This window comes from Verrucomicrobiota bacterium (assembly GCA_038744685.1).
Lineage (GTDB): Bacteria > Verrucomicrobiota > Verrucomicrobiia > Opitutales > Puniceicoccaceae > Puniceicoccus.
This window is the reverse complement of the sequence record JBCDMB010000026.1, coordinates 20,929-43,833: the sequence shown is the minus strand read 5'-3', so window position 1 is coordinate 43,833 and position 22,905 is coordinate 20,929. Positions and strand designations below refer to the sequence as shown.

At 50.8% G+C, this 22,905-nt stretch carries 22 protein-coding genes; 12 read left to right on the top strand and 10 right to left on the bottom strand.

Features of this window, described 5'->3' with window-relative positions; all coding sequences use genetic code 11:
• On the bottom strand, positions 1 to 524 hold a 524-nt coding region (locus tag AAGJ81_13105; GenBank protein MEM0967079.1), incomplete at its 3' end, for a haloacid dehalogenase-like hydrolase.
• A gap of 80 nt (positions 525 to 604) precedes the next feature.
• A complete protein-coding gene (locus tag AAGJ81_13100; GenBank protein MEM0967078.1) occupies positions 605 to 2,137 on the bottom strand; it encodes an arylsulfatase in 1,533 nt (510 codons plus the stop codon).
• A gap of 273 nt (positions 2,138 to 2,410) precedes the next feature.
• Between AAGJ81_13100 and AAGJ81_13095 the strand changes: the two genes are divergently transcribed.
• On the top strand, positions 2,411 to 3,724 hold the full coding sequence (locus AAGJ81_13095; GenBank protein MEM0967077.1) for an MFS transporter: 1,314 nt from the start codon (positions 2,411 to 2,413) through the stop codon (positions 3,722 to 3,724).
• A gap of 95 nt (positions 3,725 to 3,819) precedes the next feature.
• Here AAGJ81_13095 and AAGJ81_13090 read toward each other — a convergent pair whose 3' ends face one another.
• The gene (locus AAGJ81_13090) at positions 3,820 to 5,658 is read right to left on the bottom strand and encodes a sodium:solute symporter family protein (GenBank protein ID MEM0967076.1); all 1,839 of its coding nucleotides are present in this window, start codon (positions 5,656 to 5,658) and stop codon (positions 3,820 to 3,822) included.
• Complete coding sequence (locus tag AAGJ81_13085; GenBank protein ID MEM0967075.1) at positions 5,655 to 5,981, bottom strand: DUF4212 domain-containing protein; 327 nt, start codon at positions 5,979 to 5,981, stop codon at positions 5,655 to 5,657. The genes AAGJ81_13090 and AAGJ81_13085 overlap by 4 nt, the downstream gene beginning before the upstream one ends.
• 324 nt (positions 5,982 to 6,305) lie before the next feature.
• Between AAGJ81_13085 and AAGJ81_13080 the strand changes: the two genes are divergently transcribed.
• From AAGJ81_13080 to AAGJ81_13070, 3 genes are all read left to right on the top strand, one after another.
• On the top strand, positions 6,306 to 7,817 hold the full coding sequence (locus tag AAGJ81_13080; protein ID MEM0967074.1) for a Do family serine endopeptidase: 1,512 nt from the start codon (positions 6,306 to 6,308) through the stop codon (positions 7,815 to 7,817).
• 47 nt (positions 7,818 to 7,864) lie between these two features.
• Positions 7,865 to 8,830, top strand: coding sequence for a DUF697 domain-containing protein (locus tag AAGJ81_13075; GenBank protein MEM0967073.1), 966 nt, complete (start codon positions 7,865 to 7,867; stop codon positions 8,828 to 8,830).
• 269 nt (positions 8,831 to 9,099) lie between these two features.
• A complete protein-coding gene (locus AAGJ81_13070) occupies positions 9,100 to 9,618 on the top strand; it encodes a hypothetical protein (protein ID MEM0967072.1) in 519 nt (172 codons plus the stop codon).
• 21 nt (positions 9,619 to 9,639) lie between these two features.
• Here the strand turns inward: AAGJ81_13070 and glnD are convergent, their stop codons facing one another.
• Positions 9,640 to 12,462, bottom strand: coding sequence for a [protein-PII] uridylyltransferase (glnD, locus tag AAGJ81_13065; protein MEM0967071.1), 2,823 nt, complete (start codon positions 12,460 to 12,462; stop codon positions 9,640 to 9,642).
• 116 nt (positions 12,463 to 12,578) lie between these two features.
• Positions 12,579 to 13,145: a hypothetical protein gene (locus AAGJ81_13060; GenBank protein MEM0967070.1), complete on the bottom strand. Its 567-nt coding sequence runs from the start codon at positions 13,143 to 13,145 to the stop codon at positions 12,579 to 12,581.
• Positions 13,146 to 13,266: 121 nt separating this feature from the next.
• Between AAGJ81_13060 and AAGJ81_13055 the strand changes: the two genes are divergently transcribed.
• Positions 13,267 to 14,304: a stilbene synthase gene (locus AAGJ81_13055; protein ID MEM0967069.1), complete on the top strand. Its 1,038-nt coding sequence runs from the start codon at positions 13,267 to 13,269 to the stop codon at positions 14,302 to 14,304.
• Positions 14,305 to 14,309: 5 nt separating this feature from the next.
• Here the strand turns inward: AAGJ81_13055 and AAGJ81_13050 are convergent, their stop codons facing one another.
• Both AAGJ81_13050 and AAGJ81_13045 read right to left on the bottom strand, forming a co-directional pair.
• On the bottom strand, positions 14,310 to 15,062 hold the full coding sequence (locus tag AAGJ81_13050; protein ID MEM0967068.1) for a TlyA family RNA methyltransferase: 753 nt from the start codon (positions 15,060 to 15,062) through the stop codon (positions 14,310 to 14,312).
• A 201-nt stretch (positions 15,063 to 15,263) separates the two neighbouring features.
• On the bottom strand, positions 15,264 to 15,485 hold the full coding sequence (locus AAGJ81_13045; protein ID MEM0967067.1) for a helix-turn-helix transcriptional regulator: 222 nt from the start codon (positions 15,483 to 15,485) through the stop codon (positions 15,264 to 15,266).
• Positions 15,486 to 15,685: 200 nt separating this feature from the next.
• On the opposite strand from AAGJ81_13045, the gene AAGJ81_13040 reads away from it, so the two are divergent.
• The 6 genes from AAGJ81_13040 to AAGJ81_13015 all read left to right on the top strand — a co-directional run bounded on the left by AAGJ81_13040 (position 15,686) and on the right by AAGJ81_13015 (position 21,551).
• Positions 15,686 to 16,459, top strand: coding sequence for a hypothetical protein (locus AAGJ81_13040; protein ID MEM0967066.1), 774 nt, complete (start codon positions 15,686 to 15,688; stop codon positions 16,457 to 16,459).
• A gap of 9 nt (positions 16,460 to 16,468) precedes the next feature.
• Positions 16,469 to 17,152 carry a hypothetical protein gene (locus AAGJ81_13035; GenBank protein ID MEM0967065.1) on the top strand — a complete coding sequence of 228 codons (684 nt, stop codon included), beginning with the start codon at positions 16,469 to 16,471 and terminating at the stop codon, positions 17,150 to 17,152.
• Between the two features lie 25 nt (positions 17,153 to 17,177).
• Entirely contained in the window at positions 17,178 to 17,849 is a 672-nt protein-coding gene (locus AAGJ81_13030) for a transglutaminase-like domain-containing protein (protein ID MEM0967064.1), read from the top strand.
• The gene (locus AAGJ81_13025; GenBank protein MEM0967063.1) at positions 17,849 to 18,994 is read left to right on the top strand and encodes an RHS repeat-associated core domain-containing protein; all 1,146 of its coding nucleotides are present in this window, start codon (positions 17,849 to 17,851) and stop codon (positions 18,992 to 18,994) included. The genes AAGJ81_13030 and AAGJ81_13025 overlap by 1 nt, the downstream gene beginning before the upstream one ends.
• 714 nt (positions 18,995 to 19,708) lie before the next feature.
• Complete coding sequence (locus AAGJ81_13020; protein MEM0967062.1) at positions 19,709 to 20,725, top strand: hypothetical protein; 1,017 nt, start codon at positions 19,709 to 19,711, stop codon at positions 20,723 to 20,725.
• A gap of 82 nt (positions 20,726 to 20,807) precedes the next feature.
• A complete protein-coding gene (locus AAGJ81_13015) occupies positions 20,808 to 21,551 on the top strand; it encodes a hypothetical protein (GenBank protein MEM0967061.1) in 744 nt (247 codons plus the stop codon).
• A gap of 51 nt (positions 21,552 to 21,602) precedes the next feature.
• On the opposite strand, the gene AAGJ81_13010 is transcribed toward AAGJ81_13015, so the two are convergent.
• The gene (locus AAGJ81_13010) at positions 21,603 to 21,734 is read right to left on the bottom strand and encodes a hypothetical protein (GenBank protein ID MEM0967060.1); all 132 of its coding nucleotides are present in this window, start codon (positions 21,732 to 21,734) and stop codon (positions 21,603 to 21,605) included.
• 231 nt (positions 21,735 to 21,965) lie between these two features.
• Here AAGJ81_13010 and AAGJ81_13005 point away from each other — a divergent pair, with 231 nt between their 5' ends.
• A complete protein-coding gene (locus tag AAGJ81_13005) occupies positions 21,966 to 22,346 on the top strand; it encodes a hypothetical protein (protein ID MEM0967059.1) in 381 nt (126 codons plus the stop codon).
• Positions 22,347 to 22,404: 58 nt separating this feature from the next.
• On the opposite strand, the gene AAGJ81_13000 is transcribed toward AAGJ81_13005, so the two are convergent.
• On the bottom strand, positions 22,405 to 22,884 hold the full coding sequence (locus AAGJ81_13000; protein ID MEM0967058.1) for a TspO/MBR family protein: 480 nt from the start codon (positions 22,882 to 22,884) through the stop codon (positions 22,405 to 22,407).
• Positions 22,885 to 22,905: the final 21 nt, after the last annotated feature.

The following is a 22,905-nucleotide window of genomic DNA, read 5'->3' as shown; positions in this document are numbered from 1 at the left end:
GTCTCGAAATCGTTTTCTCTCAGGTAGTCGAGTAGTTCGAGCATGGGCTGGTAAACCATTTCGGTAAACAAAAGCCCGGTTTCAGGATTTCTCGCCGTTTGAATCCACTCTCGTGCGATTTCTTCGAATTCACTGGTCGTCATGCCCATGTGGCTGGCTACAACGATTTCCACGATGCCATCCTCTCCTGAGGAGGCAAGGCCTTGGAGATCGCCGCGAAGAACCGAGGCATATGGTTCCTGTGTTCGCCACTCCGGATGATCGGGAGCCATGGCTTTGATTCGATCGAGTGCAAAATAAACTTGAGGGTAGACCGGCTTTTCCGCCCATAGGTTGCCGTCGTTGTCGAATACCGCAATCCGGTCTTCAACTGGGACGAAAAGTTCTGAGTTCTCGTCTGTAACGCTATCAACAAAAGTGATAATCGCCTCTTTGGTTTCGCCGTTATTCCAAGAAGGAAGTGGATCAGAGAATACGCCGCCGGATAACCAAATCAGGGGCAACAGAAGTTTGATAGGGTTCATAGCTTTCCTGGGGTCAATGAAGAGGTGTTCGAGCGAGCCGCGACGGACTGTCATAGAGGCTCTGTGAAATGGCGTCGGACTTAGGGATTTCCAACGGGTTTCTCGAGCATCTCCATGACCTGCTCCAGGTTGAAGCTTGCAGCTTTTTGCCTGGGGGGGAACTCTTTGAAGGTTTCAATAAACTGAGCGACGTATACCTGAGCGGGTACAAGGAGGTACGCACGGTCGAGCAACCAGTCGTAGTAGGTGTTCGAAGTAATTTCCGCGCGCTCGTATGGGTCACGGCGCAAGTTAAAAATCAAAGGAACGCGGAGCGGTGTGAAGGGCTCCATCCATGTTCGGAATGTTCCGTCCGTTTTCTGCTCCATGAAAATCAACTTCCACGGACCATAACGAAGGGCAGTCATATCACCGTCGTCCGAGAAGTAAAATATATCTTTTCGAGGACTCTCTACTCCTTGCGGGTCTTTGAGATGATCCAGGATGTTGTAGCCATCCAAGTGAACCTTGTAGTTGCGACCCAGTTCTGGAGAGGTGTATCCCCCTTTCAATTGTTCCTTGATGCTTGGATCTCCGGCAATCGCTGCGAAGGTCGGCAGCCAATCCATGTGATGGACGATTCCGTTGGACACAGACCCGGGCTCAATAGTGCCGGGAAAACGCACCATGGAAGGAACTCTCCATCCACCTTCCCAATTGGTGTTTTTCTCACCGCGAAACGGAGTGGCCGCTGCGTCCGGCCAAGTATTGTAGTGCGGGCCGTTGTCGGTGGAGTAGAAGACAAGGGTGTTGTCGGCGATACCAAGCTCATCGATCTTGTCGAGGATCTCACCAACGTGCATGTCGTGTTCGATCATGCCCATCGTGTATTCATCTGCGTAAGGATACCTTTCCTTGATCGCGGCCATTTTCTCTTCACTGACATGGGTGCGAAAGTGCATCCGGGTGCCGTTCCACCAAAGGAAAAACGGTGCATCGGTGGACGCTTTGCGTTCCATAAAATCAAGGGCTGCAGCAACGGTTTCATCATCGATGGTTTCCATCCTCTCCTTGGTGAGGGCACCGGTATCCTCGATAGAGCCGTTTGCCGAAGATTTGATGACACCTCGTGGACCGTAGGCCTCCAAGAAGGTCCTGCCATCCCTGAGAATAAAGTCGCCCGGGTAATCTTCGTTCTCCGGCTCTTCTTCCGCATTGAGGTGGTAGAGGTTTCCGAGAAATTCGTCGAAGCCGTGGTTGGTCGGAAGATGCTCGTCACGATCCCCCAAATGGTTTTTACCGAATTGTCCGGTTGCGTAGCCGAGGTCCTTCAGGATTACCGCAATCGTTGGGTCCTCGGCCATCATTCCTTCTTTCGCGCCCGGAAGACCCACCTTTGAAAGGCCGGTCCTAAAAACACTTTGGCCGGTGATGAAAGAAGAACGGCCAGCAGTGCAAGACTGCTCGCCATAATAGTCAGTGAAGATAATCCCTTCCTTTGCGATCCGGTCAATGTTGGGAGTGTGGTAGCCCATCAAGCCTTTGGTATAGGCGCTGATGTTCGACTGACCAATATCATCTCCCCAGATGACGACGATATTTGGCTTATCTTGCCCGGAGAGCGTAAAGAGCATTCCAGAAGCGAGGAGGGTAATTAGAGGACACAGTCTTTTCATTTGGGTGGGGTTTGGGTGAATCAAGAGAGTACCAAGGTGGCGAGAAAAGCCTACTTTGGAAGGATTTGCAAGTGAGGCGGATGAACTCGAGGGTGATTGGAGTCGCGATCAAGACTGAAAATTTGCCTCGAGCGGCTTCGGGCGGAGGGATTTCGAGAACACGGGTTCCACGAAAAAGTGCAAACGGTTTTTCTTCTTTCACGTCTCTGCCAACTCACCCACGATTGCGCTGTGTCCAGGCTTGCCAGGAAACTTGCCATTCGCCTTGGGAAAGAGGAGCAGGCCAACACCGATCCTTGGTTTTGGGGCTATCTGTTTCAAGGGGCGGTTATTCTTGGGATGATGCCAATTCTTATCCCGATCCTTGTTGCGCGAAATGGGTCTCCTTCTGCTGTCGGTCTGGTCGTGGGTGCATTTTATTTTGGGCAGGTGTTCTCGCCACTGGTAGGGAAGATTGCCGATAAGACGCAATGGTTTGCGGGGTTTTTTCTCGGAGGCTTTGTTCTGATTGCAGCTGGATCAGCTGGATTCGTCTTTGTGGATTCGACTCGTCTCTGGGTGATGTGTGCGCTTCTGCTAGGAATTGGTGCCGGTATGACAAATACCACTGCATTTAGCTACATCGTTGAATTTCGCCCTCACGATGAGTGGGATAGGCATCTGGGATGGCTTCAGACGTTTTATGGAACCGGGCAAGCTATGGGTTTATTACTAGCAGCACTTCTTCAGTCCTTTACTGCTTTCGGAATGGTGCTTTGCGCAATCCTCATGATTCCAGGACTCCTTCTTGCGCGAGTGGGTTTGCCTGCAGTTGGGAAAGGCAAAAACAAGGGTGAAGTGAGACGGGAACAGAAGGTTCATCATCGCAAACCGACCATGGGTCCTGCTATCTCGCCAGCGTGTGTTGTTCGCCACTACGAGCACTTTTCCTTGGACGGCTTCTTCGGTGGCCTGAGTAAGCTTTTCAGCAAGTACGTCTTGTGGATCACCAGCTGGTTCTTTCTAATGATAGGGTTCTGGATGATCATGAATTTTCTCCCGCTCATGATGAAATCCAACTACGGGATTACTGCTGCACAATCATCCCTTTGTTATGGAATCGCGGCCACTATCGGGATTTTTCTTTACGCTCCGTCTGGTTCTTGGTCAGAGAAAATCGGGAGTTCCCGGGTCGTCCTGGTAGGAGCAATTGGTCTCATCATCTCCAACGTTTCACTGGTCCTGCTCATCCCGGCGCCATCGGTCCTGCAGATGATACTCGTGCCCCTTTCCTTTGGGATTTTACCGATTGCCTGGTCGCCATTGATCGTGGGTGGCTCCGCTCTTGCTGGCGAATTGGCCGAGTTCTCCCAGGGGGCTGCCATGGGGATCTTTAACGCGGCTATGGCTGTCGCTAGCGTGGGAGCAGCGGTCGTCGGTGGATTCATTGCACAGGAATACAGTTACGGTATGGTGACCACGGTGGCATCCGTGGCGGCGGTCGCGGGAACAGTTTTACTGGTTCCGTTGCTGGGAAAATCCGCGCGATCGGATATCGAACGTTGAACGTCAAACTCTAAACGTCCAACTTTGAACAAAAGTCATCTTCCTTCGACGTTTTGTGTTGGAAGTTAAAAGTTTAGCGTTCGCTGTCTTGTTCCCTACTGTTTGGTGCTTTCGTCGATGTTGATCGGTGGCGACCACCCTTCCGGCTCACGAACTCGGTCGACGAGAGCTTGGACTTTTTTCGACGGTGCCGGGAAAAGAGGTGTCAGGGCCACGGTAACCACGAGATTAACCACCATGCCGAAAGTTCCCACGCCTTGAGGATCAATACCTTGGGCGCTTAGCCCAAGGGTCCACTTATCCATTCCGAAAAAGACGACTCCAACTACGTAGTACGCAGTCACTCCGATTCCAGCGACCATTCCGCATAGAGCGGGTATCGTCCCGACCCGCTTCCAAAAGATGCCGAGCACGATGACGGGAAAAAAGCTCGCTGCGGCAAAGCCGAATGCGAACGCAACCACCTGGCCCACAAATCCGGGAGGGTAGATCCCGAACAGTCCCGCAACAACCACTGCAAGTCCAATAGTGCCCCGCCCGACTAAAAGTCTTTGTTTTTCCGAAGCAGAAGGATTGAGAATCTTGTAATACAGGTCGTGGGCTACACTGGAAGAAATGACGAGTAGTAGGCCACTGGCCGTTGACAGTGCAGCCGCAAGACCACCCGCAGCTACAAAAGCAATGATCCAATTGGATAACTCTGCCATTTCAGGAGTCGCAAGAACGATGATGTCCCGATCCGGGCCACTGAGCCCTTCCTCGGTCAGCAGTGTTCTCGCGTCGGTTCCGCGCTCTCCCTTGGACTCGATCCATTGCTGGTGGTTCCGGCTAATTCTGGCTAGCTCCGGACCTGAAATGGAACCAGCCCGGAAAATTTCATTTCTATCTCCAGCGCTGTAGCGAACGGCATCATCTCCGTCATCAAACCACAGGATAAGGCCCGTTTTCTCCCAGCTTTCAAACCAGTCCGGAAGCTGTTCCTCCTTCGCACTGTTGAGGGAATCGAGCATGAAGTATCGTGCAAATCCAGCGATTGCAGGTGCCGTCAGGTAGAGGAATGCGATAAACAGAAGTGCCCAAAAGCCACTCCAGCGAGCAGCTTTTGGACTTTTGACCGTGTAGAATCGGACGATTACGTGAGGCAGGCCGGCGGTTCCAACCATCAGAGCGAGCGCCACGAAAAAGACGTTTACCTTGTCCCATTTTCCGACGAAAGGTTCGGTATAAGGCCCAAACCCAAATTCCTCCTGAATCCCATCCAAACGGGCGAGAAGACTGACGGTTGTTTCTTTGATCTCAGACCCGAGTCCAATTTGAGGGATGCCGGTGTCCGTCAGCTTAATGGAAATCGCAATTGCGGGGACGAGAAAGGCAGTGATGAGGACCCAGTACTGCGCTACCTGAGTCCAGGTGATTCCCTTCATCCCGCCCAGCGTTGCGTAAACAAAAACGATGACCATACCGACGACGACTCCGACGTTGACGTCGACCTCAAGAAATCGGGAAAAGACAACGCCGACACCACGCATCTGACCCGCCACGTACGTAAAGCTGATGAAAAGAGCGCAGATCACGGCGACTATCCGAACCAGTTTCGAATCGTAGCGGTCGCCCATGAAATCCGGCACGGTGAAATGGCCGAACTTGCGAAGGTAAGGAGCGAGAAGAAGGGCCAGAAGCACAAAACCACCAGTCCACCCCATCAGGTACACGCCACCAGCATAACCCATGGTCGAGACAAGGCCTGCCATCGAGATGAATGAGGCAGCACTCATCCAGTCCGCTGCTGTAGCCATTCCATTAGCGGCTGCAGGAACCCCACGTCCGGCAACGTAGAAACCCTTGGTATCGCGGACTCGACTCCACCATGCGATTCCGAGGTAGAGCGCAAAAGTGAGCCCCACGAAAAGATAGGTCCAGCCCTGAACTGTCATGAGGGAGTGTCTTTACCAGACGTCCTGCTCTTTTGATGGGCTTTGTCTAATTGGTTCATCGCCAATGCATAGATCAGAATCAGGAGAACGAAGACTATAATGCTTCCTTGCTGAGCAAACCAGAAGCCGAGTGGATATCCGGTCATGGGAAGGTAGTATTGGTTGAGGGAGTCGGCGAAAAGTATTCCGCAGCCGAGACTCACGCCCGCCCAGATCAGTAGAAGAACCAGCATCAAGCCGAGGTTTTTCCGCCAGTAGCTCTTTAAGATTCGCGAATCTCTCTCAGAATCTGATGTGGAAGGGGTATTTGGTTCCGAAATCATGGGGTGGTCTGGAGGCTCGGAACGGCTTTACCGGTCATTCAGAAGGGATATTTGATCGGGTTTTGAATGTCACGGTTTATTAAACCGCGCCGCATAGAAAGCATTATCGCAAAAATCGAAGTCGAAATCGGTATCGCTATCGAAAGCGCTCGAGACCCGATTTCGATTCCCGAGTTTGTTCTCTTTAAGTAGCGAATTGGCAATAAAGAGGTGTATTCTTGGAAAACAATTGGTTTTACGCTCGGGTTCTCGTTTCATCGCTTATCGAGAGAAGGTAGATTCCCATTTGCGTTCCTTAAAGCGATTTGCACCGTATAAGGGGTCATGACGGTTCAAAAATCTGTTAGGTATTCGTTGATTCTGGCTACAATTGGTCTTTTTGCAGGCACAGCTATTTGGGTTGGTGCTGATGAAAACGGAGAACGAAGCGACGAAGCGAGAGAGTTACCGACACTCCTTGTAGACGAGAATCCAGTCAGCGAGTTGGCTAACGGCCAGCCTGTGAGCTATGCCGACGTTCTCGAACAGGCTACACCGTCCGTGGTGGGAGTGGTAACGACAGAGGTAGTCTCTGGACGACGGGGGCTGTCTCAAGAGGACTACATGAGGCGCTTGTTTGGTTTGCCGCCTGCGCAAGAACCTGATGATGGCGACGATCAGGACGAGAGGCGTCAAGCCGTTGGGATGGGTTCCGGAGTCATTGTATCCTCCGACGGATACGTTATCACCAACAACCACGTAGTCAGAGTGGGTCGATCTGATGAGCTGGCGGATGAGATTATCGTCCAGTTGATCGACGGAAGGGAGTTTACCGCTGAGCTTGTTGGAAGCGACGAGCGAACAGATGTCGCGGTGCTAAAAATAGATGTCGACGAGGAGCTTCCCGCACTGACAATTGCCGACAGCGACTTGTTGAGGGTGGGTGATGTTTGTTTTGCTATCGGCAATCCCTTGCGGGTTGGCCTGACAGTGACTCAGGGACTGGTGTCTGCACTTGGCCGCACAAACATCGGCATTCTCGGTTTTCAAGGCTATGAAGATTTTATCCAGACCGATGCTGCGATCAACATGGGCAATTCTGGTGGGGCGCTGGTGGATGCAAACGGGCGGTTGATTGGAATCAACACGGCAATCATTTCCAGAACCGGCGGGAATATCGGAATCGGTTTGGCGATACCTTCCAGCCTTGTCCGTTATGTGATGGAAAGTCTAATCGAGCAAGGAGAGGTGCCACGCGGTTTCTTGGGGGTTGTTCCGGGAGACCTGACACCAGAGCTGGCTGAGGCTTGGGGCCTTTCCTCTACGAAAGGGGCACTTGTTCGTCAAGTTGAGCCTGAAGGTGCAGCAAAAGCCGCTGGCATCGAACATCGCGACATCATTACCGAAGTAGACGGACGCTTCATCGACTCTGGCGCAGAGCTACGGATTGCGATCGCGCAAACTCCTCCTGGAGAAACCGTGAGTCTCAAGATCATTCGTGATGGAAATGAAATTACAAAAGAGGTAACCCTCGGCTCTCTGGGAGAGCGAATGGCATCGACTCCTCGACAGGGCGAGGAAGGTAGTGCAATTGAATATCTTGTATTAGAAGAGTTAACCGATGAACTCAGGTCTGAGTATTCAATCCCGTCTTCGGTAGAAGGGGTTCTCATCGCCCGGATTGAGCGTGTGACTCCACGGAACCAAGACTTTGAAGAAGGGATGGTTATCGTGGAGATTAACAGAGACAAGGTGACCTCTTTGAGCGAAGTTGCTGACAGCCTTCGAGAGGGGATCAATTCCCTTTATGTTTGGAGTAGGGAGACTTCTTACGACTACCTCACTTACGAGAAGTAGAAGAGGCCGGTAGGAGGCGGGTCAACGAGTTGAGAAGACACTGGCCAATGCCCGGTGAGCTCCTGGAAGGAGCGACCTCAGGACGGACTGTTGTCCCACCCCCCTTCAATGAGGAGGAAGTTGACAATTCCACTCCAGGGATTTCCTCAGAAGCTGTAGGGAGGCCTCTTCAATCAAATGGTAGGCGGACTGTTTTTCGAAGAGCTCTAGGCGGACTCCTTGTGGTTGGTTTTGGGGTTTTGTTTTTTTTCCTCGCACTGGAATTTGTCCAAACAATCAACTTACTTCTTACATGGCCTGCTTGGGTGGGCTGGCCGGTGCTTGGGGTGCTTTTCGCACTAGTGATCTATGCAGTTTACCGGCTGCTTAGGATCCTATGGTCTATTCGACGGATGCCGATTATCGATAGGTTAGAGCCGGGAGAATTGAATCAGTTGTCAGGCGGGAGAAAGGAGGCGATCAGGGATCAGCTATTGAAGCAGTTAGACTATCTGCGGAATCAGGGTCTACCGGAGGGTGTCGACATAGAACACCTCCTCGACCGGCTGGAAAGTGAGGCAAGGTCTCATCCAGCGGGCGAGTGGCTCAATGATTACAACCGATTGGTTCTAGGACCTTTGGGAATAGAGGCGCGCAGAAAAGTAAGGCAGATTGCACTGACTGCTGGGGCGAGTGCAGCTCTTTCCCCCTGGCGAATTTTGGATGCAATAGTGGCGTTCAACGGTGCGATCCAGTCGGCTCACGAAGTTCTGAAGATCCACGGAATCAGACCGGATCAATCGGTCGCAGTTGCTTTTGCATTCGACACCTTTCTAAGCACGTTCCTTGCAGTGGTCGTAGAAGACGTTAGTTCCGACCTTGTCGATAGTCTTACCGCACAGGTTTCGGCTGAAACTGGAGCAGCCGCCACGAAAGCACTCGCTCCGAAGATTGCTGAGGGACTCACAACGGCCGTTTTTGTTAGGAGATTGGGGAACCGTATGGTTCGGCGGCTTCATCCATTTCCGAACTAGAGAGCGGTTGCATCCTAAGACTGGCTCCACTCAAGTGGGTGGAGAAGAGATGGGATTTTGTCGTTTGGTAGAGTCGCGGCTTTATTAGGCTCCCGGGAAGAGTTTGTCCTCTTGCGCAGGTGGTGAAGTTGTCCGTTTTTCCATTCTAAAAAATTCTCATCAATCCTCTAGGTTGGATCGACAGCCTAACGTAGGGTAAGCCGTATCCTGAACTGGAAGGCGTAAATACGGGCTTTTCGAGACGTTGCTAATCTGACATTTTCAAAGACATGAAGATTTTACGGCCTCTTATTCTACTGTTCCCTGTAGTTTTCGTTTCCTGCGCAAATGACCGACAGGATGGCGAGGGAGCAGAAAGCCCCACAGTGGAGAGTGCAGCTGCAGCTGTCCAATCAGCCGGAGATACAGCTTCGGATTGGACCAGAGACGCGGGCTATTGGATGATTGATACTTGGGATTCGATCGAGGAGTCGACAGTTGAAAATACTGCGAAAGTGAAGGCGTCTCTCGAGAATGCGTCGGCCCTGATGAAAGACCAAATAGATGCTGCTCAATCGAAAGCTGCTGAGCTGACCGGAAAGGCAAAAGCGAAAATGGACGAGGGTATCGAAGGTCTGAAAAAGGCCCGTGATGAAATTGTCGATGCAAGCCAGCGTGTTTCCAATGCCACTGCCGCGCAATGGCCTGAGGTGAAGAAGGAGATCGCCGAAGCATGGACCCAGGCAGGCCAATCTTTAAAAGAAATCTGGAGTGCGGCAGACGATAGTCCTTCGAATACCGGAGACTAGCGCGACCGAGTGTTTCTCGCCCTAGCTTGCCTTAGCTTCTGTATTCTTAACTGCCTCTGCAAGAACCTGTCGCAGCGCGAGAAGGTTCTCGTTATCGATTTGTTCGTTAGGCTTGATGCTTTCGATATAGAAAGTGTCGTTCGCAACACCGTTTTCGGTAGCTATTCTCGCGAAGGTAATGTCGAAGTCATGCTCGGTAATGATCTTGGATATTTGGTAGAGCAGTCCAACGGAATCGGTAGCATGGACCTCGATGATGGTTCTTTTCAGCGAAAGCTCATGGTACACATTAACAACAGGTTCAAAGCGCACTGGTAGATGAGTGGCTGGTTTCGGCATGAAACCCGAACGGCTTTTTCGAGCCTCGACTTCGATGAGTTCCATTAGGTCTTTGCCATCGACCAATGCCGATCGGACGTGATCTTCAAACTTCTTTTCAAGCTCATCTCCACCGACGGGTTCGCCCTTCGTGCCGACAACATAAAAAGTGTCGATAGCAATGTGGTCCGTCCGGGTAATTGCTTTTGTGCTGAGGATGTTTAGCCCGCACACACTGAGAGCGCCAGCGAGTTTGTAAAAGAGGCCAGCGCGGTCCCACGTGACGACGTTTACTACGGTGAGGCCCAACTCCATGTTCTTCTTCCAGTCAATTACCGGAGCCAACGCTCCGACGGATTCAGCTGACTGGATTTGAGTAAGCAGCTTATGCACCATCCTGAGGTGCAACTCGACTTCTCCAATAGTATTGTGGGCGAAGTATCGATCCGGAAGCAGATTGAAGTGTGCGTCCAGCTCGTCTTTCGAAAGCTCGGAAGCTATCGGCCGCGAATAAAGGTCTTCTTCTACCATCGAACGGAGCCTTTGTTCTTCCAACTCCGGATCCCTCTCCTCAGTAAAGATGGCGAGGGTTCTAAGGTAGAGCATCGAGTGAAGAGACTGTTTGTAGCTGTTCCAGAGGCCTTCAGCGGTGCCTCGAGCGTCGCAGTAGGTGTGCACGTAAAGGTAGCAGAGGTGAGACTCCTCTTCCATGAGACCTGCGAATGACTGAATCGTGACGGGGTCATCGAGGTCAAACTTCTGCCAGAATCGTGCCATTTCCAGATGGTTCTCGATTATAAACAAAATTTGACGTTGGAGGCTTCTTGGGACACCCATCCGGCCAAGAATCGGACCTGCCAATTCTGCTCCTCGGCGGTCGTGCCCGCGGATGCCGTCAGCCTTTCCAATATCATGGAGTAAAAGGATCAGATAGAGCAGCGTTGGAGTTTCTGTTTTTCGGATTGCCTTAAGATAGTAGTTGAATGGCTCCTCTGATTTCTGAAACACCTCGTCGAGGTGGCGGATGGTGTTTAGAGTGTGGATATCAGCAGTGTAGCGATGAAAAAACTCGTGTTGAACCAAGCAGGTAAGGCGGCCGAATTCCGGAATGAGGCGGCCCAGGACCCCCAACTGATGCATTTTCAGCAGAGTCGGGTAAACTCTGCCTGCTTCTCTGAGAATGGATTGGAAACACTTTCTGAGAGATTCCGGCCAGTGGTTTCCGGTAATCAATAGATTCACTTTGTCCTCAATCAGCTCCTCCAGATCAGGGTGTAGGGTAGCACCTCTTTCTTGGGCGATCCGAAACACTTTGACCAATCGAATAGAATCTTGATCGAAGACGTTTTTTGATTCGTAGAATAGGGTGTCCTCTTTGAGTAGAAAACCGTCGATCCTCTCTGCACGGATATACTTACGCGAAGCAATAACATCCTTCAGGCGGAATCGATCAGACCGAATCGGGAGTTTCCGCCTTAGAATTCTATCTTCGACGAGGGATGCTGTTCGAAGTATGTTTTTTGCGTGGGCATAGTAGTCTTTCATGAACGCTTCGACTCGTTCAAATATATCGGTTTGCGGATAGCCAAGGCGCTCAGCAACGGTTGGCTGCCTCTCGAGGGTGAGCACATCGGTTGCGCGTTTCGCTAAAAAGTGGAGGTCTATTCTCACACGGAGAAGAAAGCTGTAGGATTCGCGGAATGCAGATGCTCTTTCCTCTGAAAGGATACCGTTTCTGAGCAGTGTCCGAAGATCTCCGCCATCGAATTTGATGCGGCTCATCCAAAGCGCGTTTTGGTAGTCACGAAGGCCACCGACACCGTTCTTGATATCCGGTTCCTGCATGTAGATAGAATCGCCCGACTTCTTCCTTCTCTCCCTTTGAACACGGATTTGAGAGTCGATGTACTCCAGTGGAGCCTTATGGTGGTAGGTTGGTCGAAATTTTTTTAGAAACTGCCGATAAGGATCAGGATTCCCGCAGATAAAGCGGCACTCAAGCAGCGCATTCTTTGATTTTGGTTCTGCGGCCGCTTCTTCGAGCACTTGTTTGACGTTCCTACTGGAGTGCCCTACGGTAAATCCGAGGTCCCAGAGCGGGTAGAGCATTTCCTCTGTAAAGAGTTTCTCGAACTCGCTGAGGTTTGGGGCCTCCGCTTTGCTAGGATATAAAATAAGAATATCGACGTCGCTGTACGGGCACATTTCACCTCGTCCATACCCACCAAGGGCGAGTAGAGAAACTCGATTTGTCCAACCGCTAATGGAATGAGAGACCACAACCTCAGCCGCCTTAAAAATCATTTCCATGAGCACATCGTAGATGATAGCGTTTGCTCGGGCGACCCGGAGACCAGAGTCCCCTTTACGATGGTAACGTTCCACCATGCACTGCTCTAGGCGGAAAAAATTGCGGTATGCTTCGGTGCGAACCGCTCTCTCAGGAATGTCGTCCCCTAAAAAGTTGATCCGTGACTCGGCATGCGCCCTTACCCGGCGATAGAGAGGATCTTCCAGAGTAACCATGTTTCCATCAATTAGAGGCGAGTGCCTTGTAAAAGGTCAACCCAGCTTCCGTGGTAGGGATGCAGGTTTGAGAGTTAGGCGTCGAGAGCGGTTTGGATGGAGGGTCCTCCAGGGGATTACTTCATTTCGAGGTAATCGAACTTGAAATAACAGCGCCAGTCGCTCCCTTTTCCCCAAAAACGTATGCTGGTGTCGATAAAGTCCCGTTCTTTATCTTTAGGCATTGGCATGATGCCAGATGAACGAAAAGGAAGTGTTGAACGGGTAAGATTCGGACGGGATCGAGGGTTGTCTCGGATCCGCTGCATGGCTTTGGTGTAGGCGTTTGCAAGTGCCTGTCGGGGGTCGCGGCCATAACCGACTACCATCTCACCGACCTTATTGGTGTCTGGCGGTTGATAAACCCGGTGCTGAATCGTTAGAACACAGTAGTCCTCACCGTCAGCCTTGGAGAGGCCGACGTTTTTCACTTTGAAAACGCCCTCCCGCGCGATTTCCCAGGCACGGATCATTGCGGCCCGCTCCGCTGCTTCTGGGCTGCCACCAAATGCGAGTACTTGCTCAGTCAGGGTAAAATTCGGAGCAAACTCTTCGATCTTTTGCTCAATAGTCTCATTCTGCGCGGAGAGGGCTACACCAACCACATGCAAAAATGCCAGAGCCGAAAGCAGTTTGAGGTTCATCGAAGGAAACCGTAGTGCTCCAGTTCGGAGAATCCAACAAAAACTTCCGGAACCGTCTCTTGGTTGCTTTCGAGGATAACCGAAGTTTGTGATTTTCTGAGATTTGTGCGATGTGCAGAGAGTGTATTTGCAGGGAATCTCATGCCAGACTCCGGAAGCTCGCTTCTCCCAAGCGGACTGTTGGGAAATTTTGCAGGCCAGCGAACAGTTCAAACCTCTAAAAGACCGGTCTAAGCGGCTTTTGGAGAAAGTTCTTACCGGCGACAACGGAATAGGAACACGCCATTTCGCGATGCCTCAAGTAGAGAGGCTGTTTGACCTGGATGCCGAGGAATTGAATCGGGGATTCGAGAGAGAGGCTCCCCGCTTGGCAACAACCGCTCTGGATTCGGCATTGAGACGGTCTTATGTGAAGCCGCAAGACGTCGACGCTTTGCTCATCTGCACTTGCACGGGTTACCTGTGTCCGGGCGTTTCCAGCTACGTGGCAGAAGAAATGGGGATGCGCTCGGATGTCTTTCTTTCTGATGTGGTTGGACTGGGATGCGGCGCTGCGATACCGCTATTGAGGCAGGCACATGCACTAGCCAAGACCGATCCGGAACTGACGATAGCTTGCGTGGCTGTCGAAATTTGCTCGGCTGCATTTTACCTGGATGATGATCCCGGGGTTTTGATTAGTCTTTGCTTGTTTGGCGATGGGGCAGCAGCGTCGGTATGGAAGGGGTCTCCTTCAGGTTTAAACGGAGAGGCGGTCCACTGCAGCCATTTTGACACTCTTCACGTTCCGGAGGACCGTGATCTCTTACGGTTCGAAAATGCGGAAGGCAAACTTCGGAATCGCTTGCATCGATCAGTTCCAGAAAAGGCTGCGACCGCAGTGAAGACACTCTTCGATAGTAGGATGAACGACAATGTCGATATTCTCTCTCATGCGGGTGGGCGCGATGTCCTAGACGAGGTGGAGAAAGCCTTGGGATCTCCCGATTTAAGTCATTCCCGATCGATTCTCGCGGAATTTGGAAACATGAGTAGTCCCTCCGTGTTGTTTGCGCTCGAACGTTTCCTAGAGAATACAAAGAGCGGGCCGCTCAATGCGTGGGCTACGTCTTTCGGTGCTGGCTTTGCCTGCCATTCCTGTGAATTTACCCGAAGGTGAGACTTTCATCGGTGGCAGAAAGAAGCCAGATATTCGACGTTGCCATCCGTCCCGGGAAGTTTTGATTCCACTTTTTGGAGTATTTGGCATCCTTCGAGGTGATCAACTGCAAATCCGACGACCTCGCTAAGCACCCGCTCGCGTATCCCGGGATCTCGAATGATTCCCTTTCCCGCATCCGCTTCGCTGCGTGTAGCCTCAAATTGCGGTTTTACGAGGGCAATCAAGAGCCCCTCCGTATCCAACCGGGGCCAGACAGAAGGTAGGACCTTGCGAAGCGAGATAAAGGAGAGGTCCATAACGATCCAGTCGTATGTTGGGTAGGGAAGTCTGGTATCCGGAAGCTTTGCTGCATGCAGTCGTTCAAAATTGGATACTCGCGAGTCACTCCTAATTTTCTGGTGGAGCTGGGCCCGGCCTACGTCCACGCAGGTGGAGTGAACGGCTCCCCGCTGGAGAAGGCAGTCGGTGAAACCTCCAGTTGAAGCACCTACGTCGAGTACCGTCTTGCCGGATGGATCGTAGCCAAATTCGTCAAGAAACCCGGCGAGTTTCTCACCAGCGCGACTGACGAAACGGGGAGGCGTCTCGACTTCCAATTCTGCATCCATTGGAATCTCCTTCCCGGGTTTATCCAGAATGGTCGTGCCGCTCCGAACTTTGCCGGCAAGGATGAGCCCTCTGGCCTGGTTGCGGCTCTCGCAATATCCACGGGTCAGCAGCAATTGATCAAGGCGGACTCTGGAAGAAGAGGGCATGGATGCGGACGAGTGTTTTCTAGCTTCTAGGAGTCAGCATTGGGAAAGATCGTTTGAATAGCGAGAAGTTGATTCATCCTTCGATATGCGGGCAGAGATTTTCGTTCCTAGGACTGTTTGTGAGGCCTCAGGTATACGGATGCACCCCGATAGTGGTTTACAGTTACAGTGAACGCTCTTTGGCGTCCTCGATTCAGAGGCTTACTGATCCGGCAGGAGTGCTTCCCAATCTACTCCCAATACATTTCTCAAACGAACGAGTGTCGTGACCTTGGTATTGTAGCGGCCAGACTCGATTCGTTGAAGATTGGTAATATCCATTCCAACTTTTTCGGAAAGCTTTTCCTGCGTTAGTTTTGCCGCTACACGCTCCCGCCTGATGTTTTCCCCCAGCTTGTCGAGAACTTTTTGATCAACACGCACCCTTCATGGATACACCCCCGGGGCGATGATGTTAACGGACTACAGTCCGTAAAATTAACATTGACGCCAAAACCCGTTGACATAATCCTAGTTTGTCAAGGTTCGTTATTAAGAAATTAGCAATAATTATATTTTTAACTATATTTGTAAGTTTATCTAAATTAGCAGGAGAAAATCCGTCGCTCTCCGGAAACCACCATTTGAACGAATCGGAGGCCGACCTGATCGTCGAGCGGAAGATGACCGAGAGAGCTGATAGGGAAGCAGAGAAGCGGTCGACCCTTCTGAACGAAACGCCTTTGTTCGTTTCGACCTACAAGATCTCTCCGGAGAAGTCTGCCCGAATGATCATACGGGAGACAGCAGGTCCACTGGTTCTAGCCCGACCAACACCCTTGAAGCCTGATTTAGTTGAAAACCGGTCTTTGCGGGAAAGCGATCTTTTCCCCTACGAGTTCTTAGATGAACGCCCCTATCGAACTATATCACTCTCGGTTACAGTCTACGACCGAAAGATTTCCGAGATTCTCTATCGCGATGAAACCGGCCGGCAGATTAAGGCCGTCAGCAACATTGATTTCAATTACTTGAGTGGCTTCGCTTCATTTGAGGATGAGGCTGCACATTGGAGTTCCTTGATGATGGTCGGGAACATCGACTCGGAGCAAGAACAGGACTTGAGCGAGCGAGCCAGATTATTTGGAACAACCTACCGACCCAAAACCGGACCCGACCCAAGTCTCTTTTCTTCTACGACTCCAGAATATATCGTGTACGCCAAAAGCGAAGAAGCCGTTCCTGAAGAACTTTTTGAGCAACTGGACGCACTCCATCGATACTATGCTGCAAACGAGGACCGACTCAAAGTTCTCTACCAACGCCGCGAGGCCCTAGCCGCCGCCCATAAGCGTTGGAAAGAAGCAAACCCCCCCGTCGAGAAAGACATAATCATAAACTTCTCTCCAATCCGGTAAGGCAAACCCATGAACAATCGAGTAAACTCTATGCTTCTAGGACTCGTCGCGCCGGCAATTCTAGCGGCGCAATCCTCGGACGACCTGAACGAAGGCCTCGTCCTTGAGCATATTGATCCGGGAGGCACAAAGCCCTACTCTCTCCGTTGGTTCAGTCGTCTTGATCACTATTATTTTATTCAGCAATCGACGGACCTCATGGATTGGAGCTGGTTTCGTTATGCCACCATCGGCGATGACGATGTAGCCGGGATTCAATTCGATACGACCGCTGACCGCCTCTTTTTTCGCCTCAGTTTCACCGACGATACCAACTCGCCCCCTTACATTCTCGATGCGGATCAGGATGGCATCAGTAATGGGGATGAACTGGTTGCAGGACCCCCTTTCGACATCTTCGCCGCTGAGACCGTTGCCGACAGCGAACCAGATGGACTGCCGGACTATTGGGAGCAATACCACTTTGGCGATCTATCCCGCGATGGGAGCGGTGACTATGACGGCGACGGAATCTTGGATAAATACGAGTGGCTAGCCCGGACGGATCCAACAATCGACCAGTCCGCAGACCATGTTTTTATGGTGGACCAATACACCTATGATGATCGCGGTTGGTTGCTGACCCACCAGCTGAAGGATAATCCACGAACCTTGAGCTACGACGCCGAGGGCAATGTAGAGGCCGCGCAATAGTTCCATACAGTTTTACCAAAATCCTATGAAATCCCTCAGAGACTATACTCTCGCAGGACTCTTGCTGTTCCTCTCTCTCAAATTGGTGAACGCCCAAGACTGGGAATTCGAATCCGGTGTCGACTATTCCGATCCAGAGAATCAAATCATCGATGCGATTCAAGTTTCTACATCCGGTCCTGAGGTCTTCACGGCTCTCAGTGTCAGCGTTCCTGCTGTGAGCCTTACGAGTGGCGTGGCGGACCAGATTTTCCCGGAAATCACTGCCCTCGCCAACTCGCTTGGTAACGATCCCGCAAAAATCACCGAGTTCGTTTTTAACTCGATCACCTACGAGCACTACTATGGCAGCAAGCGGGGGGCCCGTCTCACCCTACTTGAAGGAGCAGGCAACGATTACGACCAAGCCTCACTGCTGGTCGCCTTACTGAGAGCAGCGGGATATCCGGCCGGATACGCAACTGAGTGGAACATCGTTAATTACGACAGTTTCAATTCGCTCGAACCCACCGGTTTCTCGTGGCTTAACCTACCTGAAGAAGCTTTACCAGGTGTGCCGTTGGGACCGGTTGCTGAAGCAGAACGAATTGCATGGGATTGGACCGTCGAACACTATAAAGAGACTTTAGTTTTACAGGATTTCTGCCGACCGAAGAGAGCTTTGTCAGCTACGCGTTTGACGCACGCAACCGCCTGATGGGAGTTGGCGGGCTCACCTATCAGTACGATGCGGAAAACAACCGCGTTGCGAAGACCCACGGTATAGGCACGACCTCTTATGTCATCGATCCACACGGCGACGCCCTTCCCCGTGTGCTAATAAGAGAGAAGCCGGATGGTTCGCTCACCTACTACGTTTACGGGATCGGTCTCCTCTACGAAGTAGACGAGATCGATGCCACCGTTACTTATCACTTTGATCAGTCAGGTTCTACCATAGCATTGAGCAACGATTCAGGGGAGATCACTGACCGGATGGAATATTCGCCATTCGGAGCCATTACTTATCGAATGGGAACAACGGATACTCCCTATCTCTATGCGGGTCAGTTTGGGATCGAGCAGGAAACAAACGGACTTCTCTACATGCGCGCACGGTATTATTCACCGGAACTACAGCGTTTTATAAACAGCGATCCCATCCGCTTCGACGGAGGACTCAACTGGTATGCGTATGCGAACAATAGCCCGTTGATGTATGTCGATCCGGATGGGGAGTTGGCAATTATCGGTGCAATAATCGGTGGTTTTGCAGACTTATTTGGGCAGCTCGTAATCGAACGTAGAACCCTAAGTGAAGTGAATATAATTTCAATTGTTGGAAGTGCTGCCCTAGGAGCCACAGGTGCAGGACTTTCGCAGGTAGTTGCCAAAAATATTGCGAGAACATCTTTTAGTGCTGCTGGCAAATTAGGGGCTCGGACACTCGCGAATGCCGGCATTGGCGGAGGCTTGTCGGCAGTAAACACTGGTATTCGTAATCAATTCAGGAGTGAAGCCGACCAGCAGAGCGTTCTGGGAAGTGCAGCATTGGGTTTTACTTTTAGCGGTCTTGGATCTCTCACTGGGGAAGGTGTAACCTCTGTATTCTCAGCATTAACTAAAACCCGAGCAACAGGCTTAGCTAAAAGTTTGATATTATCAGGCCAATTGGAACTCTCCAACTCCTCTTCGTTCCCAACTATAGGCCAGGTGGTAGGCACTGCTGCCAGTAGTCTAGTATCGAGCGGTTCTAATTTTTTCCACTCTCCCGTAAGTGCACAAAGCTACGGATTCAATGGCTTCGAATTTGGCGGTAATTGGGGAAATAGTAATTCGTTTACAGGCAATTCTTTCAAATGAAAATTATTCTTATACGAGAACATCTTAGAATATTCGTTCTGTTTCTTTTAGCCATGCCTGTAGTTGGCCTTACCCTCGGCTTTCTAGCTGGGATTGTGGGAAGTGTCACCTTGAACTATTGTGGAATTATGACTTATCAAGAAGGAAAGCACGTCACGATTTTTATGTCTTTGGCCTTTTTTTTAATAACTTTTATCGGGGCTATTCCAATATACCTAACCCACTTCCGAGCATTACTGAGATTTAAAGAACTTCCTCCAGAGGAACAGAGCCGTATGCTAAATGGTCTAAACACAAGGAGATCAGGAACAGATCAAGACCTGTAAGCACGTCACTTCTCGACTTTAATGATTGCATCACGAAGACAGAAAGACAGACAGAAAGACGTCACGTCTTAAAGACAGACAGAAAGACGTCACGTCTTGACTATTTACGAAATTCCAATCCGAACCCTGCAACTCCAACACCGATCCGAATCGCCCGTTTCTGCCGAGAGCCGCCTCCGAACCCTCGGCTTTTCTGGATGTGTGGGGTTGGCCTGCTCTTTCGTAAGCTCGATGCGTAGTACCGTCGGAGCAATCTACTCGATAGCGTTTCTGGTTTTGTTTTCAAGGCGTTGCTGGAAGTAATCTTGCCTCGATAGATCGATGAAGATTATGTCGAGGCGTTCTTTCCACCTAATGCGCTAGTTAAGAAATAATGCTTACGAGGATTATGATTCCATGGAAAGAATCCGAACATGTCGGTCAGACGCGTTTGTCCGAATATTTGGTTGAGCGTGGATTTAGAAAGATCCAAGGGACCTTGGATGAAGAGGTTTTCCAGCGGGGCAGTTTCTTTGGTAATCTTTTGTCTTTCAATATGAGCAAGGTTAGGACGAGGGTCCGCGTCTATCGAAAAGGAGATTTTTTAGTTGCGAAATATAGCGTCAATTCGTTTGGCCAGTCCTTTTCCGAGGAGGACATGGCATTTCTTGATCTTGAGTGCCAAGAGATCGAATCTGTCGCTCTTGGTAACGAGCGGGTGCCACCTGAGATATGGGAAGACTATGAGGAGTCTGCAAAGGGCAGTTGGCTGAGAGTCTTGAAAATGATTGCGGTTCCGATTGTGATTGTAGCGACTATAAGTGCGATCTCTGGGGCACGTTCTGGCTCTTTTGAGAAAACTCCTCCTCCCGGCACGGATTCATCGGTGCATTCTCTTTCCGACAGGCCAGCGGTTTACCTTGTTCCATTAGACGGATTCCCGGAGCCTTTGGCGCAAGATCTGGCGTCTTGGCTTTCCCAAGACACTGGATTATTTGTAAAAGCAATGCCAGCATCCGCGATGGATTTCGCTTACTACAATCAGTTTCGCGACCAATATGTGGCAGAGTCTTTTCATCATGGTATGGAAGAGGTGTCCGCGATGCTTCCTGAAAGAACCGACCGAACGGCAGTGATTTTTATCACCGATAAAGATATCTACCTAGAATCAGCTAACTTCCGTTTTGTTTTCAGTGCTCATTGGGACGAACGTTTGTCTCTCATAGGAACCGGGAGGTATGGGAGTGTTGATGAGAAAAACCCCCAGAATTCTGAAGTGTTTATGGTGAGAACCCTTAAATTGCTTAAACGTGCGATTGGCTTGCAGTATTTCGAATACGAGAGAGTAAGCGATCCTGACCGCATCATGTTTTCCCCGATAACCGGCATTCCTGCACTTGATCGAATCAATCTTGGTGAATGGTGAGATTCGTCTGGTCGATAACGAAGACCTGCATTGTATTCGTTACATAAACGGCTTAGTGATTCAGCCTGTATGAGAGAATCCTATGAATCGTAAATCTATTTTCCTCCTCCCCACCGTCATTGGGATGGCTTTGTCCCATTCGGGATATCCGGTCTCGATTCAAACCGCATTCAACTACTTGAATGCAGGGATGCCTGATGCATTTGAGATTGGTCAGGAGGTGCTCTTCGAGATTGATTTTAGCGATGAGTCCATCGGAGGCTGGGAAACCGACCCTTCTACTGTTGAGAGCTATGTGACCAGTTTCCAATTTGGGGTTCCGGAAGCTGGCTTTCTATTCGAGAGCTCTAGTGCTCATATAGAGTTTCTCGGGAGTGCAGACTCTTTGATCATCGAATCGAGACCTGAAAGTGAACTAAATTTTGGAGGGCTCGGTTTTCTGGGGGTCGAGATCGAGTTTGACACAGGAGGGTTTGATTCATCATCCGATGCTCTTCGCGGACTTACTCAGGACAGATACATCGGATTTCATTTGGATTTTTACGATCCTTCAGGCGGGCAAGGGCTTTTGGGTAGCGTAACAGTGAGCGGCTCGATTGTAGTAGGCGATTCGGGAAGTCTTTCACAACTAGTCTTGGGGAACTCTGGGGCTCTCGCCATTGACTTCGATCAGCGTCAGATCATCCAGACCGCGCTCGGTTTACTTGCTCCAGGAGGCAACGCTGAGACGACTTTTATCCCAGAGGCAAACACGTTTTCCATGATGGCAGTTGTATCGATCGGTGTTCTCCTGTTTGATCGACGGACGAGAAGCCGCAAAGGATGAACTAAAAAGTTGCTCAGAACTGTCACCTACACAGAGGAAATTGCTTCGTCGTTAAGAGGGTATCTCGACTTCCTTTTCCAGTGTGAATCCTTCCTCCAGTCGCTTTTGGCCGTCGTTGATCAGGCCCTCCGAGTGCAGCAGACTCGCCATCACGATTTGCTCAAGGACCGAATCGTGTCCCATTTTTTCACCTTAATGACCGATAGACCACAGGCTACGCCAGTGAAGATTTCGAGCCAAAGCTTGTAAAACGACGAGTTCGGATGGTTTACGAGGCTGGCGGTTTGTTGGATGGGTATAGCGAGTGTTCATTCTGAAAGATGATCAGTCCATGGGGAGTTTGAGAAATCGGTTGAGAGTGAAGTTGCGGAAGTCGGTCTTGCCTAAAGGGTAGTCTTCCTTCTAGTCGGAGGGATGAATTACGCAAAAATTGGTATTGTTACCGGTGTTCTTCTCATCGCGATCTCTCTCTTTGGTTACTTTGCCAGTGAAGCCAAGAGCTTTACCGCGTTCATTCCGGCGGTAGCCGGAGTGCCCATTCTCCTTTCATCTCTTCTCGCCTTAAACCCTGATCGATTGAAGCTAGGTATGCACATCGCGGCGACATTTGGGTTGTTGGGTTTTCTCGCCCCTTTGGGTCGAATCATTCCTACCGCAGCAAAAGGCGAATTCCAGCTCAATCTCGCAGGCGGCTCGATGATCGCCATGCTGGTCGTCTGCGGAATTTTTTTGGTGCTCTGCGTGAAGTCCTTCGTAGACGCTCGTCGAAATCGAAGCGCCGCGCCGCTGGAATAGTGATTCCAAATTTGGTGGAAGCCTCGGAAAGAGGCGATCAAATCGACTCGAACACCCGTCAACCGGGAGGATTGAGCACGAGAAAACCGGCGTTTAGGTAGGTGGCATAGCCTACCCAAAGGAGATAGGGCAGCAGCAGCAGTGCCGCAGTCTTACTTACTGGCCAGGAGGATCGAATCGTCATGAGAATGGCGAGAAGCATGGGGATGATGATCACAAGAGCCAGGTCGATTCGTTGAAGGCCGAAAAATGCCGGCGTCCACGATAGGTTGAGACAAAACTGGACCACAAACCAGGTAAGTGCCCTCCGTTTAAGCGACCGTTGGGCCTCCTTGCTCAGTAGGAGTGCGAGCGAAAGACCCATCATAGCGTAGATGATCAGCCAGACCGGACCAAACGTTCCTGTCGGTGGAGTTCCCGGAGGTTTCTTGAGAGAGTCATACCATCCTTCCAGTGAAAAAAGGGTAACCAGTCCACTTGCGTTGCCGAGAACTTCAATCGTGACTATACAGATAACGGCTTTTTTCCAAAAAGGCATGGGGAGAGGCTAAGAGAGGTT